Annotated in this window: 18 protein-coding genes; 7 read left to right on the forward strand and 11 right to left on the reverse strand. The window is 69.4% G+C overall.

Going from position 1 to position 20,167, the window contains the following annotated elements; all coding sequences use genetic code 11:
- Positions 1-217: 217 nt before the first annotated feature.
- Positions 218-1,726, reverse strand: a complete 1,509-nt coding sequence (locus ACZ4NT_RS32550) for a DUF4246 domain-containing protein (RefSeq protein WP_467728634.1) — start codon at positions 1,724-1,726, stop codon at positions 218-220.
- A gap of 252 nt (positions 1,727-1,978) precedes the next feature.
- Here ACZ4NT_RS32550 and ACZ4NT_RS32555 point away from each other — a divergent pair, with 252 nt between their 5' ends.
- The 4 genes from ACZ4NT_RS32555 (at position 1,979) to ACZ4NT_RS32570 (ending at position 5,925) form a co-directional block, all read left to right on the forward strand.
- Entirely contained in the window at positions 1,979-2,614 is a 636-nt protein-coding gene (locus tag ACZ4NT_RS32555; RefSeq protein ID WP_121408859.1) for a TetR/AcrR family transcriptional regulator, read from the forward strand.
- A gap of 6 nt (positions 2,615-2,620) precedes the next feature.
- Positions 2,621-4,297 (forward strand): acyl-CoA dehydrogenase family protein, encoded by a 1,677-nt coding sequence (locus ACZ4NT_RS32560; protein ID WP_467728635.1) that lies wholly within the window; start codon positions 2,621-2,623, stop codon positions 4,295-4,297.
- A gap of 398 nt (positions 4,298-4,695) precedes the next feature.
- Complete coding sequence (locus ACZ4NT_RS32565; protein ID WP_121408861.1) at positions 4,696-5,211, forward strand: hypothetical protein; 516 nt, start codon at positions 4,696-4,698, stop codon at positions 5,209-5,211.
- Between the two features lie 507 nt (positions 5,212-5,718).
- Positions 5,719-5,925, forward strand: coding sequence for a hypothetical protein (locus ACZ4NT_RS32570; protein ID WP_121408862.1), 207 nt, complete (start codon positions 5,719-5,721; stop codon positions 5,923-5,925).
- A gap of 130 nt (positions 5,926-6,055) precedes the next feature.
- Here the strand turns inward: ACZ4NT_RS32570 and ACZ4NT_RS32575 are convergent, their stop codons facing one another.
- From ACZ4NT_RS32575 to ACZ4NT_RS32585, 3 genes are all read right to left on the reverse strand, one after another.
- Positions 6,056-7,780 carry an acyl-CoA dehydrogenase family protein gene (locus ACZ4NT_RS32575; RefSeq protein WP_467728636.1) on the reverse strand — a complete coding sequence of 575 codons (1,725 nt, stop codon included), beginning with the start codon at positions 7,778-7,780 and terminating at the stop codon, positions 6,056-6,058.
- A 70-nt stretch (positions 7,781-7,850) separates the two neighbouring features.
- The gene (locus tag ACZ4NT_RS32580; RefSeq protein ID WP_121408864.1) at positions 7,851-8,408 is read right to left on the reverse strand and encodes a PadR family transcriptional regulator; all 558 of its coding nucleotides are present in this window, start codon (positions 8,406-8,408) and stop codon (positions 7,851-7,853) included.
- Positions 8,409-8,532: 124 nt separating this feature from the next.
- Positions 8,533-9,516, reverse strand: coding sequence for a glycosyltransferase family 2 protein (locus ACZ4NT_RS32585; protein ID WP_121408865.1), 984 nt, complete (start codon positions 9,514-9,516; stop codon positions 8,533-8,535).
- A gap of 146 nt (positions 9,517-9,662) precedes the next feature.
- On the opposite strand from ACZ4NT_RS32585, the gene ACZ4NT_RS32590 reads away from it, so the two are divergent.
- A complete protein-coding gene (locus ACZ4NT_RS32590) occupies positions 9,663-11,690 on the forward strand; it encodes a GtrA family protein (protein ID WP_467728637.1) in 2,028 nt (675 codons plus the stop codon).
- On the opposite strand, the gene ACZ4NT_RS32595 is transcribed toward ACZ4NT_RS32590, so the two are convergent.
- Both ACZ4NT_RS32595 and ACZ4NT_RS32600 read right to left on the reverse strand, forming a co-directional pair.
- A complete protein-coding gene (locus tag ACZ4NT_RS32595) occupies positions 11,691-12,863 on the reverse strand; it encodes a glycosyltransferase (protein ID WP_121408867.1) in 1,173 nt (390 codons plus the stop codon).
- Between the two features lie 176 nt (positions 12,864-13,039).
- Positions 13,040-13,489, reverse strand: coding sequence for an SgcJ/EcaC family oxidoreductase (locus ACZ4NT_RS32600; RefSeq protein ID WP_121408868.1), 450 nt, complete (start codon positions 13,487-13,489; stop codon positions 13,040-13,042).
- A gap of 91 nt (positions 13,490-13,580) precedes the next feature.
- Here ACZ4NT_RS32600 and ACZ4NT_RS32605 point away from each other — a divergent pair, with 91 nt between their 5' ends.
- Positions 13,581-14,081, forward strand: a complete 501-nt coding sequence (locus ACZ4NT_RS32605; RefSeq protein WP_467728638.1) for a MarR family winged helix-turn-helix transcriptional regulator — start codon at positions 13,581-13,583, stop codon at positions 14,079-14,081.
- 245 nt (positions 14,082-14,326) lie between these two features.
- On the opposite strand, the gene ACZ4NT_RS32610 is transcribed toward ACZ4NT_RS32605, so the two are convergent.
- From ACZ4NT_RS32610 to ACZ4NT_RS32630, 5 genes are all read right to left on the reverse strand, one after another.
- Positions 14,327-14,512 (reverse strand): hypothetical protein, encoded by a 186-nt coding sequence (locus tag ACZ4NT_RS32610; RefSeq protein ID WP_467728639.1) that lies wholly within the window; start codon positions 14,510-14,512, stop codon positions 14,327-14,329.
- A gap of 816 nt (positions 14,513-15,328) precedes the next feature.
- Positions 15,329-15,868, reverse strand: coding sequence for a hypothetical protein (locus ACZ4NT_RS32615; RefSeq protein WP_467728640.1), 540 nt, complete (start codon positions 15,866-15,868; stop codon positions 15,329-15,331).
- 128 nt (positions 15,869-15,996) lie between these two features.
- A complete protein-coding gene (locus tag ACZ4NT_RS32620; protein WP_467728641.1) occupies positions 15,997-16,560 on the reverse strand; it encodes a hypothetical protein in 564 nt (187 codons plus the stop codon).
- 454 nt (positions 16,561-17,014) lie between these two features.
- On the reverse strand, positions 17,015-17,413 hold the full coding sequence (locus tag ACZ4NT_RS32625) for a peptidase inhibitor family I36 protein (protein ID WP_183117219.1): 399 nt from the start codon (positions 17,411-17,413) through the stop codon (positions 17,015-17,017).
- Between the two features lie 402 nt (positions 17,414-17,815).
- Positions 17,816-18,817, reverse strand: a complete 1,002-nt coding sequence (locus ACZ4NT_RS32630) for a transcriptional regulator (protein WP_183117220.1) — start codon at positions 18,815-18,817, stop codon at positions 17,816-17,818.
- Between the two features lie 384 nt (positions 18,818-19,201).
- Here ACZ4NT_RS32630 and ACZ4NT_RS32635 point away from each other — a divergent pair, with 384 nt between their 5' ends.
- The gene (locus ACZ4NT_RS32635; RefSeq protein ID WP_467728642.1) at positions 19,202-20,137 is read left to right on the forward strand and encodes a hypothetical protein; all 936 of its coding nucleotides are present in this window, start codon (positions 19,202-19,204) and stop codon (positions 20,135-20,137) included.
- Positions 20,138-20,167 lie beyond the last annotated feature (30 nt).

Consider the following 20,167-nt stretch of genomic DNA (forward strand, 5'->3'; position numbering starts at 1 on the left):
AGGGCAGTGACACATGCAGGGGAGAAGGGGATCGCACGGTGATACCGCGCCACCGCCGACACCAGACACAGGCATCAGCAACCACCACCAGCCGCGCGGACGCCGCCCCCCCCCCCCCTGTGGCAGGGGGGCGGCGCCGCCGGTGTGTTGCAACGCCCGCGGCCGTCGGGCGAGGTCGTCCGGACCCGTCCGCCCCCAGACGGGAGGCAGAAGCCGCTCAGTGCTCGCAGAGGGAGAACTCTCGTTCGTAGAGCTGCTCGTTGTGCTCGTCGACGAAGAACTTCCTCTCCCGCATGAGTTGTTCGCGGTATTCCTTGGCCTCTTCGAGCGTCATGGTCGAGGTCTCGGACCATGGTTGCTGCGGTGGCACATCGGATGTCGAGACGATTCTTTCCGACGGGTCGACCAGGAAGAAGGCGAGGATCTTGCGGTGTCCGGGGCGGGTCGGGTCCGTGAGGCGGAACGAGCCGACCCGGTGTTGCAGGATGTTCGGGAAGGCCAGGCAGCGGCCCGCCGGGGTCGATGCCGATCCCAGCACCTGGTTGAGTGCGTCCTCGTCCTCCAGGCCGTAGACGTCACGCACGCCGTTGTCGTCGTTCTGTTCGTAGTCCGGGTCGTCGAGGGCCGCCCGGAAACTCAGCCGGCTCTCGGTGACGTTCTCGCTGTCCCAGTAGTAGATGCCGGTCGAGACGATGCGCTCGTTCAGCATCCCCTCGACGTGCCAGGAACCGCCCGGGTACTCGGGCTTGTCCGGGGTGAGGTGAATGGTGGCGAGCTTGACGATGACCTGGAGACCGCGGCCGCGCAGGTCGACTCGGGCGGGTTCGTCGGGCGACTCGGGCGGGGTGAATTCCGGAGCGTCCGGGACGGACGGGCGACGGTTTTCCCACCAGTCGTCGTGTGCTGTTTCCCATGCGCGGACGGCTTCCGCGTAGGCCTCGTCATCGGCGTAGGAGGACTTGTTCGGATACTCCGGCTTCGAGTCGTACCAGCCGTAGGGATCGGCCTCGATCCGCAGGGGTCGCGGATGGCGCAGGTCTGTGAGCACGTTCTCCAGGAGCGGGCGGAATCGCGCGAACAACTCCGGCAGAACTGCGGCCAGTTCTCGATGGGTCTCGGGGTGGACGTTGTTGACGTACGAGCGGAAGGTGACATCCCCGTCGCCGCTGACGTCGACGTCCGTGGGCAGCCACTGGAACCTCTCCGAGAACTCGTACTTCGAGTAGCGGTCCGTCGGGTTCTGCCAGGCCCGGTCGGGCGCCTCGCTCACTTCTCTCACCAGGCAGAAGAGCGAAGGGTGAACCAGATCCAGTACCTGGCCGTCGGATCCGGGATGCCAGTCCTTCTCCGATTCCGGGACCTGCTCCAGAACCCGCACCGCCTCACGCAGTCGCGAACTGAGCTTGTCGTCGACGAGCGCGTCCGACTGCCACACCCCGTCGACGGCGGACACCTCGACACCGGATCGTCCGTCCCTCAGCGCGGCGTAGTGCGCGAGTTCCGCAAGCACGTAACGAACCTGCGCCTCGGTGAGGCCCTGCGCGATCGCTTCTCGCGTCCACCTGGTGACGATGTCGGCATCGTTCATCTTGTCGAACCACCCCGGCTTCGCCCGGAGGTGGGAGCTGCACTGCATCATCTGCAGTTCCCCCAGCGTGCGCGGTCTCGCGAACGCTATGGAACGGGAGGCATGAAAGGGCAGCGGGAAGGCGGACAGGCCGGTCAATTCTCTTTGTCCTCACAGTCGGTGTGCGGTGGCGCGAACGATACTTCAGCGGACTGACACCGCAGCCGTGGTACCGCCGTCGCCGAACCGTGAACCGGACTCGGCGTCGATGACCGAGGTCCGGCCCCGGCCCATCCGAAGCGGGAGGAGCAAGCCGCTCCACGGTCCCCACTCCCCCGCCGCGTCGGACGGCTGAGCCCAGGCGACGTACAGAGCCTGGCGTGAAGGTCTGAATGATGGTTCACTTCTTTCATGGCCTACCGCAAGACGCCCGCCGTGCAGCATCGTCTGGACACCGCCAGGGAGCACCTGCTCGACCGGGCCGCCTCCGTGGTGGCTGACGTGGGCTGGGCCAACGCCTCGGTCAACGCGGTCGCCGCCGCAGCCGGAATGTCGGCCGGTTCGGTCTATCAGCACTTCCCCTCCAAGGCCGCACTGGCCGTCGAGGTCTTCCGCCGCGCATCCGGACGCGAGGTGGAGGTCCTCGGCCAGGTGCTGCGCGAGGCCGGAGGCGACCCGGTGCAGCGCCTGGCCCTGGGCATCGGCGTCTTCTCGCGGCGCGCCCTGGAGGCGCGAGGCCTGGCCTACGCCCTGGTCGCGGCACCGGCCGACCCTGCGGTCGGCCGAGAACGGCTGGAGTACCGGCGCCGCTACCGCGACCTGTTCGCCGAGGTCGTCCGCGAAGGCGTCGATGCCGGGATCCTCCCCGAGCAGGACCCTCACGTCACAGCGGCAGCCCTGACGGGGGCGATCGCCGAGGTCCTGATCGACCCGCTGGCCGCGCCGGACGAGGACGACGCGGAACAGCTGATCACCGAGCTGACCGCCATGTCCCTGCGCTGTGCGGGCGCCCGCCCCGAGCGTGAATCCCCAGGCCCCGTGGAGTGAACCTCGATGACCGCAACCGCCGACCGTCCTTTGCTGCGCAGCAATCCCACCGCGTCCACGCATGAGGTGACCAATCAGGCCCCGCCGCTGGCCGGGCACGATGTCGCCGACGACCCGGCGCTGATCGAGGGCGTGCGCCGCGAGGGCGCCGCGTGGCATCTGGAGGACCTGCACCGTCTGGGACGCCTCGCCGGCAGCGAGCAGGCCCAGCGCTGGGGCGAGGAGGCCAACCGGCACGAGCCGGTGCTGCGCACCCACGACCGCTACGGCAACCGGGTCGACGAGGTCGACTTCCACCCCTCCTACCACTCCCTGATCGACGTCGCGATCCGCGAGGGCCTCGGCGGCGCGCCGTGGGGGGATGACAGGCCGGGTGCCCATGTGGCGCGCGCTGCCGGGCTCATGGTGTGGAGCTTCACCGACTCCGGGCACATCTGCCCTGTCTCCATGACCTACGCCGTCGTTCCCGCGCTGCGTTCGGCGCCGAAGCTGGCGGCGGAGTACGAGCCGCTGCTGACCAGCCGTGTCTACGACCCCGGCCTGGCGGCGCCGGGCGGCAAGCTCGGCCTGCTGGCCGGAATGGGCATGACGGAGAAACAGGGTGGCTCGGACGTACGCACCAACACCACCACCGCAGCCGAACAGCCCGACGGCACCTGGCGGTTGCGGGGGCACAAGTGGTTCACCAGCGCGCCGATGAACGACCTCTTCCTGGTGCTCGCCCAAGCGCCCGGTGGGCTCTCGTGTTTCCTGGTGCCGCGTGTGCTGCCCGACGGCAGCCGCAACACCTTCCGCATCCAGCGGCTCAAGGACAAGCTCGGCAACCGCAGCAATGCCAGCAGCGAGCCGGAGTTCGACGACACCGTGGCGTGGCTGGTCGGCGACGAGGGCCGTGGGGTGCGCACCATCATCGAGATGGTGACCATGACCCGGCTGGACTGCATCCTCGGCTCGGCCTCCGGAATGCGTACCGCCCTGACCCACGCCGCCCATCATGTCCGGCACCGCTCGGCTTTCGGTGCCACCCTGATCGACCAGCCGCTGATGCGCAATGTGATCGCCGACTTGGCCCTCGAGTCCGAGGCCGCCACGACCTTGGCACTGCGTGTCGCCGGCGCGGCCGACCGCGCGCAGCACGGCAACGACCAGGAGCGGGCCTTCCTGCGACTGGCCACCGCTGTCGGCAAGTACTGGGTGTGCAAGCGGCATCCGACCATGGTCGCCGAAGCGGTCGAGTGCCTCGGCGGCAACGGCTACGACGAGGCTTCGGGCATGCCCCGGCTCTACCGCGACGCACCGCTCAACGGAATCTGGGAAGGCTCCGGCAACGTCAACGCCCTCGATGTGCTGCGTGCAATCATCCGTGAACCGGATTCCCTGGAGGCCTACCGCAGCGAGATCGAATCGGCGCTGGGAGCCGACCGCCGACTCGACGAGTCCTGGCGCGAACTGCGCGGCCGACTCGTGCCCAGCGCCGACATCGAACTGCGCGCCCGCAGCCTGGTCGAACGAATGGCCCTGGTGCTGCAGGGGTCCCTGTTGGTCCGGTACGCACCGGGCACGGTGGCCGACGCCTTCTGCGCCACCCGGCTCGCCGGGGACCGCGGCCTGGCCTTCGGTACCCTCCCCACCGACGTGGACCTCGCCGGCATCATCGACCGCATCCCCGGCGCCACCGCCTGAGCATGGCGGTGGGCGCCGCCCTGCCCCCTCGGCGCCTGCTCTTCCAGGAGCGGCGGCCGACGGGACGCCGGTCCGCTGCGTCTGCCGGGCCGACGAAGCGGCCCGGCTGCAGGCGGGGCGCCGGTTCCGGTCGAGCGCGGTACCTCGTCCGCCGGTGCCCGGCGTTTACGTCCCGCACTGTTGGCAACCCGTTGAACCGCACAACCCACACAGAGAGACCCCGGGACGTCCTGGTACATACCCCGGGGTCTCGTGCGTGCCCGGCACGCATCCTCTCGATACGCGTGTGACGTTCCGCGCCGGCAGGGACACTGAGAGCCGCTGAGCCGCGAGGGGGGCCGCCGGACACAGGCCGGCGGGCCTGGCGGCCCTGCAGTCACCGCATCCCAGGGGGGATCATGAGCAACCCGTACGGCCCGTCCAGCCCCGTACCGCCCTCGGCGCCACCCAACCGCCCGGACTCCCGGCCGCTGCGCAAGCGCAAGCGCGTATGGGCCTCCGGCGCCGGACTCCTGCTGCTCGGCGGCATGTTCGGTGCCGCCGGCGAGAATCCGGACACCGCGAACGCAGCCGCAGTGCCCAGAGCGACCGTCACGGCGACGCGATCCGTGACCGCAGCACCCGAACCCGCCGTCACCGTCACCAAGACGGCCAAGGCCGAGCCGGCACCGACCGTCACCGTCACCAAGACCTCCCGTCCTGCGGGCAGCACGAGCGGCGGCACGTCCTCGACGTCCAGCAGTGGGGGCGACGCCGGCAGAACGGGCACGTGCTCCATCACTTCCAACTCCGGCAACTGCTACCAGGCCGGGCAGTACTGCCGGAACAGCGACCACGGTGCGAGCACCACGAACGCCTCCGGCACCGGCATCACGTGCCGCTACCGATCGGGCGCCTGGCGCTGGTCCTACTGAACCGCTGAACTGCGGCCCCCGCCAACGCAATTGCACGGGCTACCATCGGGGAGGCGTCGGCAGTCGGCCATGCCCAGGCACCCACTCGGAGCGATCATGGCGACCGCGGGACCCGGCAAGTCAGCGGCATGGGCGAAGGTCCTTGCCGGGTTCGTTCTTCTTGTCCTCATGCCTCTGGTGATCTGGTTCATGGTCTCCTTCCGGGGGTCCGGAGCCTTCCCCTGGTGACAGGACCGTGCCCGGAAGCATCGAAGCGGCATTCGCCGACGCGGGTCTCGGACTCGGCGTCGCCGGTCTGTGCCGGGCCGGTCGGCCCGGACCTCCTCGACGGCCGGCTCCCCCGAGGGGGCGCTTGAGGTGAAAGGGGCGACGCGGCGCGGCGGAGTTCGGGACCGTGGGCCCAGCCCGGGAGCGCATGCGCGCGCGGGGCCGTCGTCCGGCGCCCGGACGCTTCCGGCCCCCGCCCCTGTTCTCTCCCCCGGACCGGTTCCACACGGAGGTGTCGCCGTGGACGTGCGCTGCCCGAACTGCGGAGGGCCGCTGCAGCGGTTCCGCAAGCTCACCAAGGACGAGGAGGCGCACGTGCGCCGGATCCTGGAGGTGGACGACCCGTCCGCCTTCCACCGCTGCACCAGGGTGGGCTGCCGCCGTTTCCAGCGCCAACTCAAGTGGTGGGACGGCGGTGACTTCCCGGAGGCGGAGGCCGCCACCTGACGAGCGGCCCGGGGCCCGGCGCGTGCCGGGCCCCGGGGGGCACCCGCCCGGCGGAGAGCGCCGGCCGTGACGGACTACGACCGGTGGCGGGCGCAGTGCTCCGCCGGGCGGCCCGTGGCCGCGCCGGGCCTCAGGGCTTCATCTCGTACGTTCCCGACAGCGCCTCGACGCGCTGCCAGACCCGCTCCGAACGCGACGCGTCGACGACCGGGCGCCGGACCGCGCCGAGTGCCCAGTGCTGCTGCTCCTCGGTTGCGGAGTCCTTGCCGTGCAGCTCGACGGCGTGCGCGGAGAAGTCCCGCACGAGGACGGCGAACAGCTCGTCGAGCACATCCTCGTCGAGACCCGCCGCCGCAGCCTGCTCCAGGACCAGCTGTCCGTGCACGACGAGCGCGAAGAGCTGCCCGACGGCGAGGAGCAGGTCGAGGTCCCGGCTCTGCTCCTCGCCGGGAGCGGCCGTGCGTACGAAGTCGCAGAGCGCGTCGGCCTGTTCGCGGAACCGGGCCACATTGGAGAGGTGGGCGTAGGCGTCGAAGGCCGGGCGCCAGTCGTGGAAGCGCACCGAGCCGAGGCCGCGCGCAGGGCCCTGCCGGAAGAGGAAGGCGTCGTCGGCCGCGTCGAGGCGGGTCGGGACGGGCTCGTACGGGGCCGGGTCGAGCAGATGGTTGCGCATGAACTTGAGGATCAGCGCCAGGTTGACGTGAACGGTGCCTTCCAGCTTCGGCAGGCCGCGGATCTCGACGGCGGCCTGGGCGAAGTAGTTGTCCTTCTCGAAGCCCTTGGCGGCGATGACGTCCCACATCAGGTCGATGACCTTTTCGCCCTCGGTGGTCACCTTCATCTTCGTCATCGGGTTGAAGAGGAGGTAGCGGCGGTCGTCGGGGCCCGCGGTGCGGAAGTAGTCGACGGCGCGGTCGCTGAACAGCTTCATGCCGACGAGCCGGACGTACGCGTCGGTCAACTCGCGCCGCACGTGCGGGAAGGCGGTGACGGGGCGGCCGTAGAGGATGCGGTTCTGCGCGTGCGTGACGGCCTCGTACATCGCGTGCTCGCAGATGCCGATCGAGGCGGTGCACAGGTTGAACTTGCCCACGTTGACCGTGTTGAGGGCGGCGTCGAAGGCGGCGCGGCCGGTGTGCAGGACGTCCTCGGGGGCCACGGGGTAGTCGTCGAGGCGGAACTCGCTGACGTACTTCGACGAGTCGACGACGTTCTTGACCAGGTGGTAGGCCGGGTGGCGGCTGTCGGCGGCGAAGAAGACGTAACCGTCCGGGCCCTCGACGTCGGTGCGCCGGCCGAAGACGGAGACGAGCCCGGCGGCGTTTCCGTTGCCGATGTAGTACTTGGAGCCGGTGGCCCGGAAGCCGCCGGTGCCGTCGGGCTCCAGGAGCATGTCGGTGGAGTAGATGTCGGCTCCGTGGGCCTTCTCGGACAGGCCGAAGGCGAACACCTCGCCCTGGGCGAGCAGTTCCGCGGCGCGGGCACGGGCGGCGGCGTTGTCGCTCTGCCAGACGGGGCCGAGGCCGAGGATGGTGACCTGCCACGCGTACCAGTAGTCGAGGCCGTAGAACCCGAGTATCTCGTTGAGGGCGGCGATGCGGGCGGTGTCCCAGCGCTTGTCGCTCTCGGTCTCCGCGGCGGCGGAGGCGGGGGTGAGGAAGGTCGCGAAGAGTCCCTCCTTGGCGGCGAAGGCGAGGAAGTCGCCCAGCCAGGCGCGGGTCCGGTAGTCCTCGATCAGCCGGCGCTTGCCCCGGTCCTCGAACCAGTCGACGGTGGCGCGCAGCAGCCGGCGGGTCTCCGGGTCGAAGTGCGCGGGGTCGTACGTCCGCGGGTTGAAGAGCAGGGCGTCGGCCATGGGTGCCGCCTTTCGGCTGGGAGGGTTGGGGGTGGGTTGGGGCACGGGGCCCGGGGGTCTGCTGGGCAGGTCAGCGACCGGTCTCGAAGCCGGCGAGGGTGGCGAGGACGTCGTCGAGCCAGGCGATCATCATCCGCTCGTACGCGACGCCGCCGCGCAGTACCACGTGCTGGAGCTCGCGTTCTGCGTCGGGCGTGCCGTCCGGCGGGGGGTCCCCGAAGTCGCGGGCCTCGCCCGCGAGGTAGTGGGCCAGGCGGTCCGCGTGTGTCTGGCGGTGCCGCTCGACCTCACCGATCAGGGCGGCCGGATCGTCGAAGGCGGCGCCGCGGACCTTCACCGCGAGGTCGTGTCGCACGCTCTCGGGCTCGGTCGGTTCGTGCAGCCACGCGGACAGCGCGTCCCGTCCGGGCTCGGTGACGGAGTACTCCTTCTTGTCCGGTCGCCCGTACTGCGGGATGTCCCGGACGTCGATCCAGCCGTCGCTCTCCATGCGCTTGAGCACGCGGTAGATCTGCTGGTGGGTGGCGGTCCAGAAGTAGCCGATGGACCGCTCGAACCGCCGGGCCAGCTCATAACCGGAGCCCGGCTTCTCCAGCAGGGAGACGAGGATCGCGTGTTCGAGCGCCATGCGCACGATCCTCCTATGCACCTCGTTGCATAGCAACGCCGCCGGGGTGAGACACGGCTCACCCGGTGCGGGTCGGGTGGATCACTGCGGACGGCGGCGTGCCGGAGCCGGACGGCACGGTACGTCAGGGACGGATGACTCGGCTGTGGGTGGTGTCGGCGAGGGTCACGGGTACGAAGTCCGCGCTGCGGGAGGGGGCGGAGTATCCGAGGTGGACGAGGCTGGCCTGTTCCTGGCGCATGTGTTTGAACGATTCCAGGATGTAGCCGACGAGCAGGACCAGGACCGCGATGATCATGATGGAGGCGGCGAGCACGGCGGTGGGCAGTCGCGGCACGGTGCCGGTCCGGGTGAACTCGACGACGACGGGCAGGCCCAGAGCGAACGCGACGACGGTGAGCACGCCGGCGATGACGGCGTGGAACTGGGACGGCCGCTGCCTGCGGGCCAGCCCCAGGATGAGCTTCAGAATGCGCCAACCGTCGCGATAGGTGCGGAGTTTGCTGGTGCTGCCCGCGGGACGGTCCTTGAAGCCCACCTCCAACTCGACGGTGGGAAGCCGCAGGCTGAGTGCGTGGACCGTCATCTCGGTCTCGGTCTCGAACTCGCGGGAGAGAGCGGGGAAGGACTTGATGTAGCGGCGGGAGAAGACACGGTAGCCGCTGAGCATGTCGGTGACGTCGTTGCCGAAAAGGGTCCGCACGGCACCCGTGAGCATCTTGTTGCCGACCGCGTGACCTGCCCGGTAGGCGGTCTCGACGCTCTCGCGGCGGGCGCCGACGACCTGGTCGTAGGGGCCTTCGAAGAGCAGGTCGACCATTTCGCGGGCCCGGGAGGCGTCGTAGGTGTCGTCTCCGTCGATGATGAGGAGCGCGTCGGCCTCGACATCGGCGAAGGCGCGACGGATGACGTTGCCCTTGCCCTTGCGCGGCTCGGACCGCACGACCGCGCCGGCCGCGTGAGCCTCGGCGACGGTGTTGTCGGTGGAGGCGTTGTCGTAGACGTAGATGATCGCCTCGGGGAGCGAAGCGCGTAGGTCGCGCACGACCTTCCCGACGGCCGCCTCCTCGTTGTAACAGGGCACGACGCACGCAACGGTGGGATTCATGGTCTTTCCTCGGCCTCCGTGTCGCCCCTGGTGCCGGTCGCCGCTTCCCTCACGACCGGCAGTCGGATTTGGTAGCTTTTGCGGCATACGTTACCTTCGGCGTCATGCTGGAGCCGACGGCTTGGATTCGACGTTCACCCGCATGGATGCGGACCATCTGGCGCGAGGTCGCGGCCTTCGGCACCGTGGGCGCGCTCGCGTTCGTGGTGGAGACGGCGAGTTTCAATCTGCTCGCGTTCGGCCCACCGGGTGAGGGGCCGCTGCATGCCGCTCCGGTGAGCGCCTCGGCCGTCGCCACCGTGCTCGCCATGCTGGTGAGTTGGTTCGGGAATCGCCATTGGACCTACCGCGACCGCAAGGGGCCGATCAGCCCGCGTGAGGTGGCCTGGTTCATCGGGGTCAACCTGGTGGGACTCGCGATCACTGCCGCCCCGCTGTACGTGTCTCATCAACTGCTCGGCCACTCCACGGCCTTGAGTGACAATGTGGCCCGCCTGATGGGATGGGCGGCGGCTACCTTCGTCCGCTTCACCGTCTACCGAGGACTCGTCTTCACGCCGTCGCGGGAGGACCCTTCCGACGGGCCCTCGGTGAATCCGGGCGATCCCGGTCCCCGCGACACGGGTGGGTGGCGGGACGACAGGTTCTGGCCAGGGTTCCTGGCCCTGGCGGCCGCGGGCTGCGGCTACCTCGTCAGCACGGTCTTCCATCCCGGATTCCTCACCGCCGACAGCGTCGAACAGCTTCTCCAGGCAGAAAGCACCCGGCCCGTGACCAACTGGCATCCGCCGGTCATGGCTCTGCTCTGGCGCGTCCTCATCCACACCACCGGTACTCTCGCGGCGATGGCGGCCCTGCAGACCGCCGTGCTGTGGGCGACCGTGTGGGTGCTGTCCGTCGCCCTGTGGAGGCGGACCAGAAGCCGCCCGCTGTCCCTGCTCATGCTCGGGTTCGGTCTCGCACCTCACATCGCCAACTTCACCGGGGTGGTGTGGAAGGACGTCCACATGGCCTACGCGTTGCTCGCCGTGTGCGCGATCGCCCTCATCGCGCGTGAGCTGCCACCGGGACACGGCCGGGCACGCTGGGCCCTGCTGATGTTGGGCCTGCTCTTCATGGCGTACGCGATCCTGGTCCGGAAGAACGCCTTCGTCGCCGCCGTGCCCCTCCTTCCGATGCTCGTACTCGCTCTGTGGCCCGTGCCCGGCAGGCGTCGATGGCTGATCGCCGTCGGTTCCGTGGCCGCCCTCACCGCGGTCGGCAGCGTGACGGTCTCCTCCGCCACCCACCCGCTCGCCGTCCGCCAGTACGCACAGATCCCCCTGGACGACCTGGTCCACGTGCTCACCCCGCCAGAGGTACGGTCCGCCGCCGAGCAGGCCGGTGCCTCGCCCGCGTTCCGCGACGAACTCGTCGCCACCGCGCAGAACTGCCGGACGAGGAACATCCTGTGGGACGCGTACTTCACGTGCTATCCGCACTCCCCCGGCTACCGGGACGCCATCGGCCCGCACTTCACGGCCGACCAGGCGAATGTCCTGGTGAAGATGTGGGTGCAGCAGATTCCCCGGCACGCGTCCGCTTACGCCGGGTACCGCACCCGGACCTTCGCCCGCCTGCTGTTCGAGGGCAATCTGCGCTACGCGGGCGGCACCTTCCAGGGCACACCTGGAAACGTCCGGGTGAATCCGGCGCTCGACGCCGCCATGAGGTCCTACGTGACGGGCTTCGCCCGCGACGTGCCGTGGCTCTTCCAGGCATGGTTCTGGCTGCTCGTCGCCCTGGCACTGACGTTCCGCCGGCGGTGGCCGGGACCCTGGTCCAGAGAACTGCGGCTCCTCGGACTGAGTTCCGTGCTGTACATCGCGTGCTACCTGCCGACCGCACCCCAGGCCAACTACCGCTACGTGTACTGGCCCGCGGCGGCCGGCACCCTCGCACTGATCCTGATCACGGCAGGAGCAGTCACCCGCCGCAGCGCCCGCCGGGCCGTGGAGCAGGATCAGGACCAGCACCGGAACGCCGCGAACCGGCCGCCCGCCCCCACCGACTCCCCCGGGACATCACCCCGGTCCGGTTCACCCTCGGCACACGATGGCCGCGACACCACCGATGCCGAGCAACGCGTCACCCCCGCCGCGGGGTGGCGACGGGGAGACGTGGCGGCCGGCTGACTAGGAGTACAGCAGGGCGAAGAGGGACTCCCAACGGTTCACCACTTCCTGCGGGGAGAACCGTTGAACGCTCTGTCGCGCCCGCTCGCCCATTCGGTCTCGCAGGTCCTGGTCGCAGATCAGCCTGTCGAGGTGCTGCGCGAACGCCCGGGTGTTCCCCGCCGGGGCGATCAAGCCGTCCTCGCCGTCCGTAATGATCTCCCGCACTCCGGGACTCACGTCGAAGGCCACGCACGGCACGGCCGTGGCCATCGCTTCCATGGGCGCCAGCGGAAAACCCTCCCCCCGCGAGGGAAGCGCGAAGACCGCGCTTTCGCGCAGCGCCCCGGGCACATCACCGGTACGGCCCTTCCACTCCACCGAATCGGTGATCCCCAGGTGCGCCGCCTGCTTCTTCAGGGCCCCCTCCTCCGGACCTGCGCCATAGACCGCAAGCGTCCAGGAGGGGTGGTCCGGGGCGATGTCGGCCCAGGAGTCGAGGAGCAGGTCCACGCCCTTCTCCTCGTGGAGCCGACCGATGCTGACCACGCGCTTCTCGGTCCGCGGGGACGGGACGTCAGGGAAGAACGGCAGGGGGTTCGGCATGCAGCCCACGTTGTTCATGCCCTGGCGAATCCACAGGTCGGCATCCTCGCGGGTGAGTGCGAGCAGCCGGTCCACGTCACGGTAGAACCGTTTGACCCGGTGGAACCGGGAGGATCTGCGGCAGGTCTCGAACGACTCGTGCGTCATGCCGACGACCGGCAGCCCGCACGTGTCGGCGAGCGCGACCCACTCCATGGCCCAGACCTGCGTGACGACGATCACCGCTCCCGGCCGCGCCGCGCGGAACAGCGAGGTGAGCTTGGCCGCCTGCTCCCGCATACCCGCGGCCCGTGCAGCCCCGCGCCGCCGCTCGGCCAGATCGAGTGTGCGCGCCAACCTGCGCCGGGGCGCGGGAGGGGTCGGGTGGACGTCGTACAGCGTGGCGGTGGCGTACGGCAGGCCGGCACCCAGGTCCACGCGCTGATCCTCGGGAGCGGGAACGACTCCGATGACCTGCACGGCGTGGCCCCGCTGCACGAACAGGCGAGCCATCTGATGCACCCAGCTGGTGACGCCTCCGATCTCGTCCACGTTGTTGGAGACGAAGAAGATGTCACGGGGGGACGTCGAGCCGTGCGCTTCGGTCATCACTAGTCCTGTCGTCGTAGAAGGAAGTCCGCGGAGGAGCGAGTCGTCGGCGGATCTCTCACGCGATTAGATGTTCATGGTGACCCTCGATACGTGCGCCCGGCCGTAGGCGCACCGGATACCGGCGTGACCCCGGAGGGCCCGGCCCTTCTTCGGTCTTGCTGCTGCTTCACCGGTCACTTCCGGGATGCCGGTACGAGAGTGGGGGCGGCCTTGAAGGAGATGGCCTCCATGAGCGGCTTGCGCTTGGTGTTGTGGAAGGCCGCGATGCGCCAGTGACCGTCCTGCTCCCGGACCAGGGTGTAGGTCTGGACCTTCGTCAGTTTCTTCGGCCTGCTGCCCCTGTAGCTGTCGCCACGGCCGGTGACGACGGCGGTGTCCGGACCGTAGAAGCGGACGTCCAGGATCTCGTCCGCGAGCTGTGTGCCCTTGAGGAATCTGGCGAACAGCGTCCGGTGGCTGTCGATGATGTCGCGACGCCCCTGGTAGTGCGTGCCGACGAAAGTGACGTAGGTGGCGTCCTGCGTGAAGTGTGCACCGTACCTGTCCGCGTCATGGCGTCGCCAGGCGTCGATGAGTGAGGCGATCACCGCCGTGACGGCACTCCGGTCGTCCGTGTGGGGCATGACATCCTCCCAGTAGCTACACTAATGCAGATATTGCACGTCAACATTATCTGCACACGTGCAGCTATATGGACAAGGGGCAGCCAGGGGCATGGCAGAACCGACGCACGCGGACGAGCACGTGGTCTTCCGGCAATACCTCGACGCCGTGGGACTCCACGGCATGGCCGGGGCGGAAGCGGTGGGGCTCAGCGCCTCCGAGTGGTACGCGCTCAGCCAGATCACGTTGGAGGGAACGCTCGCCTCGGGAGAACTCGCCGCCCGTACCGGTCTCACCACCGGGGCGACCACTCGCCTGATCGACCGCCTGGAGCGAGCCGGATTCGTCCGCCGGGCTGCCGATCCGAACGATCGGCGCAAGGTCATCGTCGCGCCGGTGGCAGACTCCCTCGGCCGCATTGAGAGCGTGGTCGGGCCTGCCCGGCGTCGGATCGCCGAAGTCCTCAGTCGATACACGCCGGACCAACGCGCCGTTCTCTTCGACTACTTCGCTCGGGCCACCCCTGCCTTCCAGGTGGCCACCGAGGAGATCAGGGACGCAGCAGCACCCCGCCGTCAGCGCAAGGCAGGTGCGGCTGCCCGCCACCCGTGAGGCCGGCGGGCCACCGTTTCGGAACCGGCAGGTGCCAACCGACCCCCGCGGTCTGCGGGGAGATCAGCGGCCAGGATCGTGGCGTTGTTCGCGCGGTTCACTGCGCCTTCGACGGCTGCGGTGGCGACGTCGGTCGCGTGACACCCCCGGTCCACGCCGCCTGGAGGGCCTGCGTCGGTCAAGACCCACGGTGAAGCCGCGGAGCGAGATCGTGGATCGAGGTGCCGCTGCGGGCCCGCCGTGTCTCAGATCCAGTCGGCCCAGCCGAACGTCGCAACGTAGGCCCGCTTGACGGCGTCCCGGCCACGCCTACCGCCGATGTGAATCACTGTCAGCACAAGAAGGAACCAGGCCGTGAACGCCCCAGCGACGATCAGAGGCCATGCGGGACCCGAAAGGCCCGCGATCACGATCAAGACGATGACGGTCACGCCCAAGCCCCAGTGAGCGGCAGGCAGATCTGAGCGCAGCGCCTCACGCACAGAGCGGCGGTCTTCCCGTACGTCCCGGGTGTACCGAGAGGACGTTGATCCCTCGCCGTTCACCCGCTCAGAGCGGTGCCCCATGAGTCTCCCGTTGACCCGAGCTGCAACTGCGACCCGAGCAGCCCATTGTGCACCGTGGTGGCACGGCAGACGACGGGTGGGTGGCCCGCCTCGCGAACGGATGGTTCCGAGGCTTCCGGCTACGGGAATCGTCCCGGTGGGACTCTTCAGAGGACGATTGGGGCGCCAACCACGCTGCCGGGCTTCGGACTTGAACGCACTTCGGTACGCTCCGCCCATGACAACCGTGCGGTCTCGGGTCGAACAGACATGGCGAGGTTGCGCTCGCGCCTACTGGCGCATGGAGCGGGCTCTTGGTGGTCTCGAAGCGCCCTCTCGCTTGCAACAGATTGCTGCGCGCCGCCCACTCGCTGTGGCTGCTGGGACGGCAACCCTCGTAACAGCAATTCTGACACTCGGTAACCTGGACAGTCTGCACACTGTCGGTGATGCAATACCGCTTGTCGTTGGCTGGCTTGGCTTCAGCCTCGTTTTCGGACTGACGGCCCTGGGCGAACGTGCCCGACAGCGCCGCCTTCAACGGATGGGGCTCTGGCATCCACCAGCCGGAAACTAGTCTGCGCTCCCCTCCTTGTGCGCCACTCCCCCAGCGTGTTCCAGGTCATGCCGAAGCCGCACAACCCTACAACTCCGCGAAGAAGCACCTCGATTGCCAGGCACGAATGCAGACAGTCCTCGAAATCAGCCTGCCTTCGATTCCTCATGCGCGGAACCTGGTGATCCAGCGCTCGACCCGCGCACGGCTTCCTCCCAAAGATCCAGCCCCGCGCGGAGGAGTTCACGCACGGCCGCAGTCTCCTCGTCCGTCCAGGCTCCCTCGTGAGCGATCGGTTCGAGAGCTTCACCGCCGAAGATCTTTTCGTAGGCGCTGTCGTGGGTTGATCCTTGGGCAGGAAGGAGTTCGACGGCCTCGAGGCTCCGGGAGAGGTCTTCCAGGAAGTTCCATGTCTCCAGCACCAGGCCTGCCGGCACCGAGCCAAGGTCGAACCGCGCCAACCACCCATGGACGGCGGCCAGATCGAGAGTGGCCTCGCCCTCAGAAGTGAGCTCCCAGCCTTTGCGATCGCAGTAGTCCTGCAGGCTCTTGCGGTCACGAAAGGCGAGGAGTCTGCCGAGGTGGTCGACGGCGAGCTCATCGGGGGCATCACCTTTCCCGGGAAGCCAGATCAGCGTCCTCTCTTCCTTTGCGGTCACTATTCGATACGGATAGCGGTCGGTCATGCGGGGGTCTCCCGTTTCGTCGCGCGGGTCAGGTCAGCCAGGGCGCGCATGTCGACCAGGTCCGCGTGTGCCCGGAATGCCGTCCAGGCATTGTCCCGAACCTCCCGTGCAGGCCGCCCGCGACCGGGTCAGTTCGTCGCGGCGATCAGTGCGGACACGAACCCTCCGAGGCACAAGACCTCCGCCACACCGAAGACCGTGCGCACGCGGTAGTTGCCTTCCCCGTCCCCTGGCCTTCGCCGGGCCTCCGCGATATATGCCAGGATCCTGCGTCGCTCCGCCTCAGCGACGAAGATCCCCGTGAAGGCGGCGGATTCGATCGTGCTGCCGTGCGCACGCACGCGCAGGACTCGGCCCGCGACGCCCCTCCCCCAGGCAACATCACTGATCTCGGACCACGGAATTGAGTGTTCCCGGTACTCGTTCCTCACCACCAGGCCCTCCGGGCCGGCCCCGATGCCGGGGCTGAGTCTGAACCGCCACACCAGATAGTGGACGAAGAGGTAGGGCGCCAGCAGAACAGCCGTGGCATCGGCCGATCCGAGAGTGCCGAACCTGGCTGCGGCGTACATCAAGCCCACGCCGACGCCGAGCAACAGAGCCACGGAAGCAGCAACGCGGGTTCTGTTCCGGCACAGGACGAAGAGTCTCCGCACCCGTCCCCCTCTCCTGACCTCGCTGACCACGAACACGACGCCTCTCAATGCTTCCAGGCCGTGAGTCGGGTGCGCATCTCCTGCTCGTAGTTCTCTTACCAGTCCATGTACCACGGGAGGCTGTCTCCGAGGAGCCTGTACTCCCACTTCTCCACCGCTTCGGCGAGACGTCGGTCGCTGAGACGTCCGGTCCGCTTCTCCCATTCGGCAAACCAGGGTGAGAGCGTTCCAGAGGCTTCGGCACACATCGCAAGAACTTCATGCGTCTCGCCGGTGTGCCGGCGACCCTGCTGACGCACGGCCTGATCGTGGAGCGCGGCATCCGCACCGCGGTCGCCGCCCGCGCCCCCCGCCCTCGCGCCGCATCCCGACGCCGAAGGCACCCAGGTCCAGGCCGCAGGTCACTCGTGAGCGTCGAGTCGAACTCCGCGCTGCGAGCGCCTGGTTCAGCTCCGGTGGGGGAGCTGGACCAGGCGCTCGGAGGTGAGGGTCAGGCCGGGCAGGGGCCGGGTCGCGCGGAGCTGATCTGGTCGTTCAAGCTGTACTGGGTGACGTTCCCCGTATAGGTGGCGGAGACGGGCAGGCATCGCCCGGTGAAGTTGGTCCCCGTGTAGACGGACCAGATCCGGCCGCTGCGGTTCCGGATGGACGAGGTGATGTTGTCGAAGTCGAGGGGAAGTGTGCCGCGTTGCCCTTGCAGGCCGATGACACGCCCCTGGCCGTCGATGTTCTCGAACAGGCAGAAGTTGGGGCTGGCGCACCGGTCGTAGCCGGTTGCGCTCCCCGTGGACGGTGCTGCCGACGCCACGGGCGCGGTCAGGGCCGCGAGAGCGAGCCCCGCTGCCATGGCCATGCTGGTGGTCACTGTCCGGAACTTCGATACGGGCATGGTCTCTCCTTCAGTCGGTGTGCTGCGGGTGGCGGTGGGCGCCGCGCGGTGAAGTCGCGGGCCCGGTCGGATGCCGTCGAGCCCCGGTTCCGAACCCGATGCGCGTGGCGTCCCTACGCCCGATCGGCGCCCCGCCCGCCTGGGCGCCGAAGGTCGGCGCGACGGCGTCGACGGCGGCTGTGAAGCGAGGCTGCATGCGGTCTCCGGGAGGGAACGAGTGGGGTGCGGCTCACGCATCCTGGGCGAGCCGGCCGTAGGCGGTCCACCTCTTAAGGCAGGGCTTAAAAGGGGAGGGCGGACTCGTGGTGGCAGGCAGGCGGACCCTGCCTTTCGCGAAGTGTCCGACAGCACCGGGAGATGTGGGCGCTGCTCACCGCAGTACCGCCGCGGCGTGCCCTGAACTCACGCTTCCGCCAGAGTGCCCGTCCGCAACAGGGCCAGCCCGAGCGGGGTGATGAGGTGCAACACCGATCCGCCTCGGCGGCTGGTGGTGATGAGGTCGGTGTTTCGCAGAGCGGTCGCGTGCTGACTGGCCGCCGCAGCCGTGACGTCGAGGCGGCGTGCCAGTTCGGTCGTGGTGCAGCCCTCCGCCGTCAGCCGGAGTGCGGCGGCTCGCGTGCGCCCCATCAGGGACTCCAGGTTGCGCAAGGCGGCACCGTCCGGTTCTGCCGGTCGACGACCGGTCAGCGCCCGGCGGAGGGCGGGCACGGTCAGCCGGGGTGGCTGAGCGGGGTCCAGTGGGTCCCACAGGAAGCTCACGGGGTGCTTCGCGAAGATGGTGGGTGTGATGAGCAGCCCCCTGCCGCGCAGGTGCACCTCGACCGGACGCGGATACGGAGCTTCGAGCACCGGCGGCCGCCAGCGGACCAGGGGCGCACAGACCGAACGCAGGAGCAGATCGGTACCGCCCTCCAGCATCAGGCTCGCGCAACGGGTGGACAGCGCCACCAGTTCGGACCGCCCTTCGTGCCAGAAGGGCTCCACCGTCAGCCGATGGCAGGCGCGCAGAGCCTCGGCGAGCTCCCGCCGGGCGTCGCGGTCACCCTCGGACACCAGCCTTGCCCACGCCACGTGTCGGGGATGGAAGTCCAGACCGGCGAACTCGCGCCGCAGCCGGGACACGGGGGCGTGCAGCAGGTTGTCCACCGCGTGGTCCACCGAGGGCACATCGCCCGTCAGGGCCAGCAGATCGAGCCCGGGACCGCGGACGGGAACCAGGGACGTCAGGGGGCGTGTCCCGGCTCCCATCCGGCCCACGACCGCCGACCGCCACGAGCGGTAGTGCGGCAGGTCCCGGTTCTCCTTCAGCAGTTCCAGGCTGTAGTAGATCTCCGCTGCCACACCGATCGTTGCCGCCACCCGTGTCCGGGCGAGGTCCTCCGCCGTGAAGTGGATCCGTAACACCGGTCGGCCCCCTGCCACCGTAGTGGAGCACGTGAGCGCGCCCCCGGTCCGCCTCTACCCGGCACACCCCCGGAGTCATTCCGGTCTCCGCCCTCGACCGGTGTCATATGGACAACCGGCAGGACCGCTGGTCGGGCCGGTGCCGTCGAGGGCGCCGCGACCGCCTCCGTCCCGGAGCCGGCGGCGGCGGGGCGCGCCGACGTTGTTCGCGTCGCGTTGTTCGGCGCTCGGCTGAGGATCCTGAACAACGTTCCCCTGGTACGCCTGGACACCGAGGGCTCGCGCGCTCGGGTGGCGCAGGGCCGGGGCACGGCAGGAACGGGGGATCGTGCAATGAACGGATCCGTGTTGCGACTGGGGACGACAGAGGACTTGCGGGTTTCCGTGGGACGGCAGCCGCTGCCCACGGTGCTGTCCCTGCTGGCCGACGCACTCGGTGCGGCGGACCAAGGGGTACCGCCGATGTGGCGGTCGGCGGCCCTCGCCGCGTGCCCGAGCGGGACGGCACGAGCGCTGGCCCCCGCGTGCGGGCGCCGCGGGCTGTGGTTGCCGGACTGCCTGTCGCCGGTGCCGCTCGACACCAGTCCCCTTCCCGAGCAAATCGACCGAATCGCCGCGGTCACGCAGGAGGAACTGGCCGCCGAGGTCACGGAACGCTTCCCGGACGGTGTCCCACCCGGCTGGCGGCGCGTCCTCGACAGGCCGACGCCGTTCGTGCACGGTTACATCGCGGCGGTGACGAGCCTGTGGGGAGCCTTCGTGCCGGTGTGGCGCAGGTCGCGTCACCTGGTCGAACTCGAGGCTGAACGCATCGGCATCGCCATGGTCACCGGGACGTTGGACTCCGCCCTCACGCGTCTGGGGCCGCGCATCCGCCGCACGCGGGAGGGGCTGTCCCTGCCGAGGGGTGCGACGAGCCGGGAAGTGTGGGAGCTGCCCGACCGTCGGCTCCTGCTCGTTCCGCTGGTCTCCGGTACCACGGCCGGTGTGCTCGCTCTCGGCCGACCGGACGGGAGCTGGATCGGCTACCCGGTACCGGGACTTCGGGACCTGGCCTCCGGGGCGGCCACCACCGACCGCCCCCTCGACCCTTTGGAGGCGGTTCTCGGCGGCATGCGCGCCCGGGTCATGCGCCTTGCACCCCAAGGGCTGACCATGGGCGAGGTGAGCTCCCGGTTGAGTTGTGCACCCGGGGCCGCCACGCATCACTGCAAGCTGCTGGAGGCGGCCGGACTCGTCCGGCGCAGGCGCCAGGGCCAGCAGGTACGGCTCCTGCTGACCCGGCGCGGCGAACAACTGCTGGGTGTACTCGCGTCCTGAACCGCCGGCCGTCGGGGCAGGGCCGAGGCC

Source organism: Streptomyces sp. NPDC026417 (genome assembly GCF_055567695.1).